Here is a 6,619-nt window from a genome sequence, read left to right as displayed (position 1 = left end):
CTACGGTGAACCCGGCTTGGGTGGCGAGTTCCTCGACCATCGGCACCGACGGCAGCCGGCCGCCGGGAAAGATTTCAGTCATGATGAACTTCGCGAATCGGGCCATCTCGAACGTCATCTTGAGGCCTATTTTTTTCGCCTCGTCCCGGTCCGCGCCGGTGATGGTGTGCAACAGCATCGACCCGTCTTGCGGCAACGCGTCATAGGCCATCGTGAAGAACGCGCCGTAGCGGTCGTGGCCGAAGTGTTCGAACGCTCCGATGGACACGATCCGATCGACCTTCTCGTCGAACTCTTCCCAGCCTTGCAGTCGCACCTCGACCTTGCGCTTGGTGGGAACCTTGGCCAGCTTAGCCACGGCGTACTGGCGTTGACGCTCGCTGAGTGTGAGCCCGATGACGTTGACGTCGTAGTTCTCGATCGCCCGTTGCATGCCGCCGCCCCAGCCGCAGCCGACATCGAGCAGCGTCATCCCCGGTTCGAGGTTCAGCTTGCCCAGCGCCAGATCGAACTTGGCGTTTTGAGCCTCGTCGGTAGTCATATCGTCGCGTTCGAAGTACCCGCAGGTATAGCCCATCGTCGGGCCTAAGAACAGTTCGAAGAACTCATTCGAGATATCGAAGATCGACTGCAGCTCATCGTACTTCGGCTTTAGTTTGGACATACGTATTCGGTTTCTCCCAACTCGGGTAATGTCCGGCGAGTCGCACTTCAGCGCCCGCCTCGGCTCCCTGCCTCAACCTGGCAGGCCCGCTCCGTAACCGGATGGCCTGCGAACACTGGTCGTCTCGATCAACACCGTTCCCACACTGCGAACGACTGGAGTTCTAGATCCGAACCCCGCCGGCGAGTCGTTGCTGGTCCGCGGCTGCGGCGTGCTGGGCATCGAGTTCGGTGAGGTAGGGCGCTACGAAGCCGCGATAGTCGGCCTTGCGTTGGGCGGAGAGGTCCTTCCACCCGGTGATGCTGTCTCGGCAGTGCCGCGAGCCGCACTGGCAGTGGGCGGCGAAGTGTTGGATCGTGTAGTTCCGCATCGCGTAATCGAACGTGATCTCCTGGCCTGCGGTGATGGCGTCGCGGGCTACGAAATCGTGGGCGCCACTGGAGTTGAGGCGGACCCCACAGTTCGGGTCGCACGAATGGTTGACCTTAGGGACCAGGCCGCCGTGGAACACCCAGCGTTCCGCGCTTACCTGCGAGGCGTGAGAATGGTTAGCGCTGACTTCGCCCTTGATGACACCGATCATGACCGTTTCACCCATCCGGAAAGATCGGGTGGCGAATACACCTTCTCCCTTGGCCTTAGTGCCCAGAAGCTGGAATCCGTTGTTCATCGTGTTCTGCTCTCTGAGGACGGGTGCACGCGCAAGCTGATCCTCCGCAGGGTGCGGCAGCCAACGCGCCGTCTTCCTCGACTACGGTGCGTCAATCCTGTCACGTGCTCCGGCGTGTTTTTTCGTTATCGAGACAGCCGTCCCCCCGAGAAGTCTGGCCAGCAAGCGACTACCGAGGTCGGTTGGCCAGAAGTGCGGTGACCCGGGTTTTGTAGGTGACCCAACTCCGCCAGGTCGCGATCGATCATCCGAGCGGGTTGCATGGATGCTTCAACCCCCTCGGCTGCTGTAAGGCGACGAGCTGCCCTTTGGTGCTGGTCGGTGCGCTGGCCGGGGAGGGGGAATCCATTGTGGACGGGTTCGTGGTGCGCGGGGAGAGCCGTTTGGTCCGCCTGGAGCTTGAAGCGACATCCGGCAGGGCTGACGATCAGCTCGACGTTCGGGCCTGGCTCTCAAACGGGGTCGGTCCCGTCGCTGGCCGCGGCCAGCAGCGGCACCACGACGTCGCTGATCGGGGTGGTCAGTCCGTGGGTACGGCCTTTGCGGATGATCACCCCGTTACACAGGTCCCATTCCAGCCGGCGGTGGGTTTCCCCGGTCGGCAAGCATCGAGGTGCCCATATCGTCGGGAGCCGACCGGACAAGGTCGACCGTCTCCTCGACCACGTCTTCGCCGAGCCGGGCACTTTCGGCGCGCGCCACCGCCAGGCACTCGGTGACATAGCGGCGGGACAACGCTGCTACGTCGTCGCGGCGGAACATTCCGGACCGCCGCGCGGACAACACCATGAATCCGGCCAGCGCGTTGACTAGCAGTTTGTAACACCCTGGAAGATCGCGTCGGACATACCGGCCGGCGACTCCCGCGTCGGTAGTGCTGTTGCTGACCCCTGCAACCGCGCAATACCGTCGTTGCTGACACCCCTGCCGTCCCGGTCCCCCGGCCCGTGGTCGGCAACCGCCCGATTGGTCGATGAGGGAAGCGGCAACCCCCGGGAACGTGCCGCGTTGCGTGCCGGATCGGTCTCGGCCCCCGCCTGTTGCTTCCCGTTGCCCGCCATTGCACACCGCAACGGGGCTGTAGTGCTACAGCATTGCTGCTGCTCACAAGCCTGACTGTCATATCGGTGGCTCCGTTGCACTACAGCACTACAGCACCAGAGAGGTACGGACGACGGCGATCCGAGTTGCACAGCGTTACTGCCGCTCACAGGCCTCTGCCTGTCCTATCATGTAGGTCAATGACACCGTGAATCTATAGCACTACAGCTCGGGAGGATGCCGATGCCGGCGACCGTATATGCGATTTGCAATCAAAAAGGTGGGGTCGGGAAGACAACAACGGTCTACCACCTGGCTGCTGCAATCGCTGAAACAGGGCGGACCGCGCTGTGCGTCGATCTCGACCCCCAGGGAAATATGACAACCGTGCTCGGGAAGGACGACCTCAAACACGATGATCTAGGAATCGCGGAGGTACTGAGCTCCCGCACGGACGTGACCATCGACGATGTGGTGATGCCTTCACTCTTCACAGGCGTCGATGTCGTCCCCACCCCCCCGGAGAGCGAGAAACTCGCGGTCGTTCGTGACGAATTGGTAGTGACCGGGGCCGGCCGCGAGAAGCAATTGTCCGACGCGCTCGAACCCTTCAAGGGCAAGTACGACTTCATCCTGCTCGACTTCCCTCCGACGATCGACCTGTTGACCATCAACGGCATGAGCGCCGCCGACTATGCGCTTATCGGGAGTCGAGGAACAGAACCGCCCGATCCGGCGCTTAGGAATTCTCGCGGATACTAGCTCTTTATCTGCGGTAACCTATGGAACGAACTGGCGCGATGGATCTTTCGTGCGGGGTCGACTCGGTAATTCATCTGCGGTAGCGCGGGAGGCTGCTCGATGGGGACCGACCAGACGGTACTGCCGCCGGTGCCGCGCGATCCGATCCCGCCTACCCCGTCCCGGGTAGGCGGGATCGTGGATGCCATACGGATATTCCTCGGCACGGTGCCGGTGAAGAACATCCGCCGCGATTACATCGTTGTGCTGAACCGAATGGAACGTGACTTCGGCAAGGACGCGAATGTGGCACTCTCAGCTATCGAAAGCGCTTAGCGCCGGATCGGGCTGATCTGTTCCTCGACCCCCGTCAAGCCGAACGGCCTCGACGTGCAGCTCGAGCCGGACGCTAGCCCGGACGGCCGCGAGACGTGGCGCATGTCGACGATGAAGTGGGGCAAGAAGAAGGACCCCGCGACCGGCAAGAACGTCGCTGACCGCACGACCATCAACTACAACCCGAAGGTCACGATCGCCAGCATCCCCGAGGACGCCGAACGGTACATACTCGGGCCCCGTTCGGCGCTTGCCTGGATCATCGACCGCTACCGGGTCAAAACCGACAAGGCGTCCGGCATCGTCAACGACCCCAACGATTGGTGCGACGAGCACGACAACCACAGGCACGTCGTGGACCTGATCGAGCGCATCGTGACGGTCAGCGTCGAGACCATAAAGGTCGTCGACAGCCTGGCCGACAACGCATGCCGTCGCGGGTCATCATCTGGTGAAGGAACCGACTCTGTGATCCCCACTCTCACCGCCATAGTCGCCACACTGGCGATCATCTCCGCCGCACTCGTGACACGTTCCGCCACGCGCTACTCTGCTGATCTGTAAGCCCCGCAACGGAAACGGGAAGGGAGCTAGACCTACTGAATGAGTTTGCGGAGGCACTCCTGGGCGCCGCCACGGGGGGCGGAGCAACACGTTTACCGTGGACAAGGAGCTCCGCCTCCAGGCCGTGCTCTCGGAGGAGCAGTTCTACGAGACCCGTCCCTACAGTGAGACCGCCTTCGTCGAGGTCCAGCGCCTCCAGCTCATCATTCCGGCGATGCCGTGGCCGGACGTCGTGGATGCGGCGGTGTCCGCACGTGACCTCCTGGAGAGCGTGGTGGTCCAGTCCGAGGACAAGGAGGTGGACCCGCGAGCATGCGATGGCGAACCAGCCAGACGCCATCACCATAGCCAAGATGACCTCAAAACGCGGCGAACTGTTGGACTCGTATGACCTACCTGTGTGCCGGCAATCCTTTGTGTGCCCGTGGACCGGGCGCAGCAGCTAGTCGATGTCGACGAATCGCAGGCGTCCGATTCCGGGCAACAGATCGGCCCGGCTCGCGAGCGTGACAAGATGTACGCATCACCGATTCGAGCTGGCGAGCACGACGGAGGGTGTACTCGCGCAGCACGGTTCCAACGGTCCGGGGGGCATTCACCCCGCCGAACAAGAACTGCATTCCACCGGATCGCAGTACACCGACGTCGTCGATGCTGTCCGCACCGACGCACATCCCGGCGATCAGGGTGCCTGAGTTCCGGGGCAGGGTTCGCCGACCCGGACTTGATGCGCGGCGTAGTGATCGCGACCTTCTCCTCGATCGACCATCACTTCGCATCGACGAAGGCGCCCTCACGATGGTCGATACGCGTCACCTGCGACGAGATTTCTTGAGACGATGAGCAAACCCCGACCGACGTTGCAGGAGGAGCCATGACCGACCCGATCTTCGATAAGTCGGAGCAACTGAAGCAGGTCGAGCAGGGAGTTCTTCCCGGCGAGACGATCATCGCCGTGTACGACTGCATCGGAGCAGGAACCGGGTTCCTCGGTATGACGAACCTTCGCGTCGTGATCCAGGACAAGAGCTTCGTCGGAAAGCGCACCGCGATCACGTCGATCCCGTACAAGAACATTCGGTCTGTGTCGTTCCTCAGTAACAAGTCGTGGGCCGGTCAGTTCTTCTCGTCTAGCAGTGTCGCCCTCGACATCGGGCAAACCAATTTCGAAGCAGACTTCCGCGGCACCGACAAGGCCCATCACGTGCATACGGTCATCCTCCAACACATCACGTGATGCCGCTCGTCGGTCTTCCGGTGCATCCGACAGCGATGGTGACACCGGTCACCATCGTCAAAGACTCGAATCGCGCATGCCGATAGTTCGGCATGCTTCGGCGTTCATAGCTGCTCGCGAGGGATGCGTCGGCACCGCGGACACCAGGCCGGCGATCCCGGTGCCCGGAGCGTACGGCGACGGGAACCTTTCGGTCTGCCAAAGCTCACTTGGGAACCCCGTGTCTTGATCGGCCTCCCTCGCCAAAAGTCTCCAAGAGAAACTCGAGGCCTAGGGCGTTTTGATCAAGGCATGTGCGTTCTTCGCCGTCGCCATCCGCGTGGGTCGTGATGGCCTCCGTGGATGGCCATGCGATGAGGACCCGGTCGTGGCGCCGGACCTGATCCACGTATCCGTCCGCGGCGACTAGCCCGACCTGTCAAGCCCCGAGCGCCGCACCGTTAGAGCGGGTGTCAGTTGACACCCGTGGTGCATCTCCTCGTCGTGCCAGGCGACCGGGAGGCTGCGCAGCTGTGCGATAGGATTTGTGAGTTCGCCTAAATACCCAAAGAGGTCCATCGTGTCTGAGCTGAGTATCCGCCCGTCGATCGGAGCCGCCGAGTACCCGACGCTCGTGACGATCTGGCGCAGCGCCGTCGACGCGACCCACGACTTCCTCGCCGCCGCGGATCGCGACGAGATCGAGGCGCACCTCGCGTCGGACTATTTCCCAGCCGTCGTCCTCTCGGTCGTGGAGATCGACGGCGAACCGGTCGGATTCGCAGGCACGCTCGACGGCGGGCTGGAAATGCTGTTCGTCGCCGCCGCACAGCGCGGGGGCGGAATCGGAACCGCGCTCCTTACCTACGCGATCACGGAACACGGCGTGACCAGGCTCGACGTCAACGAGCAGAACGCCCTGGCCGCGGGCTTCTACGCCCACCGCGGATTCGAGATCGTCGGCCGAAGCGAGACCGACGAGGCAGGTCGTCCCTATCCGCTGCTCCATCTGCATCTAGGCGCATCATCCTGACGCAGGACATCGTCCGGGGCGAGGAATGTCTCGGGCCGTCGTGCGAGTGCTCGCGATCCAGCACCGACTTCTGCTAGGCCGTATTGATCGAGTCGGTCTTGATCCAGATCAGGATCGCGGCGAGACAGATCGCAGCGCGGTAATTTCGAGCGAGCTTGTCCGAGCGCATCGCGACCCCGCGCCACTGCTTGAGCCGGTTGAGGCACCGCTCGACGACGTTGCGGGCTTTGTAGCGGACCTTCTGCTCGTCGCCGAAGCGATGGGTCGGCCCGCCTTCTTGCTCGGTCCACGGCCGTGACCCGCCGGTCACAGTCGGCATCAACGGCTCCAGCACGGCCCATGCCTCGTCAGAAA

General features: G+C 62.7%; 8 protein-coding genes and 3 pseudogenes. 6 read left to right on the top strand and 5 right to left on the bottom strand.

Annotation, left to right across the window (positions count from 1 at the left end):
- From RM2_RS09830 to RM2_RS23865, 3 genes and pseudogenes are all read right to left on the bottom strand, one after another.
- On the bottom strand, positions 1 to 664 hold a 664-nt coding region (locus tag RM2_RS09830), incomplete at its 3' end, for a class I SAM-dependent methyltransferase (protein ID WP_072688642.1).
- A gap of 163 nt (positions 665 to 827) precedes the next feature.
- Positions 828 to 1,334, bottom strand: a complete 507-nt coding sequence (locus RM2_RS09825) for an SET domain-containing protein-lysine N-methyltransferase (protein ID WP_072688640.1) — start codon at positions 1,332 to 1,334, stop codon at positions 828 to 830.
- A gap of 452 nt (positions 1,335 to 1,786) precedes the next feature.
- Positions 1,787 to 2,153: pseudogene (locus RM2_RS23865) on the bottom strand (ketopantoate reductase C-terminal domain-containing protein); the annotation flags it as partial.
- A 459-nt stretch (positions 2,154 to 2,612) separates the two neighbouring features.
- Here RM2_RS23865 and RM2_RS09815 point away from each other — a divergent pair.
- From RM2_RS09815 to RM2_RS09800, 4 genes and pseudogenes are all read left to right on the top strand, one after another.
- Complete coding sequence (locus RM2_RS09815) at positions 2,613 to 3,137, top strand: ParA family protein (RefSeq protein WP_072688638.1); 525 nt, start codon at positions 2,613 to 2,615, stop codon at positions 3,135 to 3,137.
- Between the two features lie 99 nt (positions 3,138 to 3,236).
- Complete coding sequence (locus RM2_RS09810; RefSeq protein ID WP_072688636.1) at positions 3,237 to 3,452, top strand: hypothetical protein; 216 nt, start codon at positions 3,237 to 3,239, stop codon at positions 3,450 to 3,452.
- 33 nt (positions 3,453 to 3,485) lie between these two features.
- A pseudogene (locus RM2_RS09805) lies at positions 3,486 to 3,869 on the top strand (type ISP restriction/modification enzyme); the annotation flags it as partial.
- 244 nt (positions 3,870 to 4,113) lie between these two features.
- Positions 4,114 to 4,407 (top strand): hypothetical protein, encoded by a 294-nt coding sequence (locus RM2_RS09800; RefSeq protein WP_072688635.1) that lies wholly within the window; start codon positions 4,114 to 4,116, stop codon positions 4,405 to 4,407.
- A 54-nt stretch (positions 4,408 to 4,461) separates the two neighbouring features.
- Here the strand turns inward: RM2_RS09800 and RM2_RS25130 are convergent.
- Positions 4,462 to 4,778 (bottom strand): annotated as a pseudogene (locus RM2_RS25130) (IS1380 family transposase); the annotation flags it as partial.
- 112 nt (positions 4,779 to 4,890) lie between these two features.
- Here RM2_RS25130 and RM2_RS09790 point away from each other — a divergent pair.
- The gene (locus RM2_RS09790; protein WP_072688631.1) at positions 4,891 to 5,253 is read left to right on the top strand and encodes a PH domain-containing protein; all 363 of its coding nucleotides are present in this window, start codon (positions 4,891 to 4,893) and stop codon (positions 5,251 to 5,253) included.
- Between the two features lie 559 nt (positions 5,254 to 5,812).
- Positions 5,813 to 6,265 carry an acetyltransferase gene (locus RM2_RS09785; RefSeq protein ID WP_072688629.1) on the top strand — a complete coding sequence of 151 codons (453 nt, stop codon included), beginning with the start codon at positions 5,813 to 5,815 and terminating at the stop codon, positions 6,263 to 6,265.
- A gap of 73 nt (positions 6,266 to 6,338) precedes the next feature.
- On the opposite strand, the gene RM2_RS25885 is transcribed toward RM2_RS09785, so the two are convergent.
- Complete coding sequence (locus RM2_RS25885; protein ID WP_218017218.1) at positions 6,339 to 6,584, bottom strand: transposase; 246 nt, start codon at positions 6,582 to 6,584, stop codon at positions 6,339 to 6,341.
- Positions 6,585 to 6,619 lie beyond the last annotated feature (35 nt).

Source organism: Rhodococcus marinonascens NBRC 14363 (assembly GCF_001894885.1).
GTDB classification, from domain to species: domain Bacteria; phylum Actinomycetota; class Actinomycetes; order Mycobacteriales; family Mycobacteriaceae; genus Rhodococcus_F; species Rhodococcus_F marinonascens.
This window is presented reverse-complemented; position numbering and strand designations above follow the sequence as displayed.

Bases quoted from the DNA above. Each gene is read 5' to 3' on its own strand.
- RM2_RS09825 (WP_072688640.1), bottom strand. From the start codon at position 1,334: ATGAACAACGGATTCCAGCTTCTGGGCACTAAGGCCAAGGGAGAAGGT.
- RM2_RS09815 (WP_072688638.1), top strand. From the start codon at position 2,613: ATGCCGATGCCGGCGACCGTATATGCGATTTGCAATCAAAAAGGTGGG.
- RM2_RS09810 (WP_072688636.1), top strand. From the start codon at position 3,237: ATGGGGACCGACCAGACGGTACTGCCGCCGGTGCCGCGCGATCCGATC.
- RM2_RS09790 (WP_072688631.1), top strand. From the start codon at position 4,891: ATGACCGACCCGATCTTCGATAAGTCGGAGCAACTGAAGCAGGTCGAG.
- RM2_RS25885 (WP_218017218.1), bottom strand. From the start codon at position 6,584: ATGCCGACTGTGACCGGCGGGTCACGGCCGTGGACCGAGCAAGAAGGC.